This is a genomic window from Paenibacillus sp. FSL R5-192, from assembly GCF_000517845.1.
Taxonomy (GTDB): Bacteria; Bacillota; Bacilli; order Paenibacillales; family Paenibacillaceae; genus Paenibacillus; species Paenibacillus amylolyticus.
The window spans coordinates 1-1,527 of sequence record NZ_ASPR01000073.1 but is presented as its reverse complement, the minus strand read 5'-3'; the positions used below and the strand labels follow the sequence as shown (position 1 = coordinate 1,527).

Here is a 1,527-nt window from a genome sequence, read left to right as displayed (position 1 = left end):
TTCAGTTGTGCGAGGACAGGCGATGATTACCGGGTACGATGCAGAACGTGCAGCGAAGGACTTGGAAAACAAGTTGGCTGTTGAAATCACAGGTCTAACGAAAATCGTATTACTTACTGCGAAGACCGGCATTCGGTACTACCCTGCTGTCCGTGAGCGGTTGGAGATGCAAATGATCGTGCTAGCGAACCAAATGATTTCAGGAGATATCACCGCTGATTACTGGCAAGCGTGGCTTGAGCAATTCGGTAAAGGCTCACTTATGGCTGGACCGAGTCAAAACCCGGGCTTAGTCAGCTACATGAAGAGTGAGGCGTGGAATAAGTTGAGGTCAAAGGGTAGCCGGGTAGTCGTAGGGCGGGGTAGAGGTACTTACCGAGCTATCGATGGCACGATTAAAAAGTCCAAAGGCGGATACGCAGGCGTAGATTTGGAGGAGTTGGCAGAACGGGGGGACCTTGATCCTTCGTTCAAAGCCACTCCTCCTACTTATTTCATGCGTATAGCTCTTGAATCCAATCGTGATCGGATATTAAACGGGATTAGTCGTGTCATTACCGAGTTTCCATATCATCGTTACTTCAGGGAGGTGAGAGATTGAGTCTTCAATTGTTGGATGCAGTTCAGCATGCGCTTAAAGGTGATGACGAACTCATGGAGTTACTTGAGCTTGACTCATCTTCACCTTCCGAGGAGGTAGTGAAGAGGATGACAAAGGGAATGGAACCTGAAATCACTGTAAGTCATGAAACTGTTCCTCATATCTGCCAATATGTGATGCCAGGTCGCTTTTCTCCGAATCAATTAGTTTTCGAAGGAAAGTTTTGCTTAGATTTTTATGCTGGTACCGGTTATGCGGCGAAGCTGCTCTTTGAAAGAGCGTTTCGTATTTTACACGATAAACGGATTACGATGCCAGGTTGGGCGACATACCTTTGTGTACTGACGTACGATGCTGATTTTGCAACTGGAATACAAGGTGTCAAAGGATATAAGGCCATATTTGATGTGGACTATCTCCGAATGAATTGAGGTGAGGATATGTCTGAAAAACAAGCGGAAGTAACAAATACCAAACCGGAACCTAAGGAAGAATTTCCTGAGCTAGAGAAGTTGATCCGAGAAAAGGTTCGACTCGCACAAAAACTCGGATTGATGGATGGCAAGGAACCGGTTGAAGGGTATGAAGACACGAAGGAATATAAACGAATTGAAGAGATTGATGCACGGCTCTGGGAGCTTGTTTAATCAACTCTATACCCAAGGAGGATAAATATGAGACCACTCGTTTTTGATGGCGTAGGAACAATCGTAGCCCGTAATTTGGATAACACAATTAAGTACGTTGAGGACAAGGTAACAAAGGTTACGTTACAACTGCAATTTGACTGGCAGTCGGTTATGGGCGGCGACAGTGGTTATGCTTTTCACTACACCGCAGGGGACCTTCAAGACAAAGTAAGTATTGAAGTTCCGCGTTATTCAGCAGCTATTGCCGATATGTCTCAAGGGGGTAAAACAGAGAAA

General features: G+C 45.5%; 3 protein-coding genes and 1 pseudogene. All 4 read left to right on the top strand.

Annotated elements, in window-relative coordinates:
- Positions 1–601: hypothetical protein (locus C161_RS32675; RefSeq protein WP_235193963.1), on the top strand; the 601-nt coding region annotated here is incomplete at its 5' end.
- The gene (locus tag C161_RS27705; protein WP_036674321.1) at positions 598–1,032 is read left to right on the top strand and encodes a hypothetical protein; all 435 of its coding nucleotides are present in this window, start codon (positions 598–600) and stop codon (positions 1,030–1,032) included. The genes C161_RS32675 and C161_RS27705, both read left to right, overlap by 4 nt.
- 9 nt (positions 1,033–1,041) lie before the next feature.
- Positions 1,042–1,248, top strand: a complete 207-nt coding sequence (locus C161_RS27700) for a hypothetical protein (protein ID WP_051449992.1) — start codon at positions 1,042–1,044, stop codon at positions 1,246–1,248.
- Between the two features lie 27 nt (positions 1,249–1,275).
- Positions 1,276–1,527: pseudogene (locus C161_RS27695) on the top strand (hypothetical protein); the annotation flags it as partial.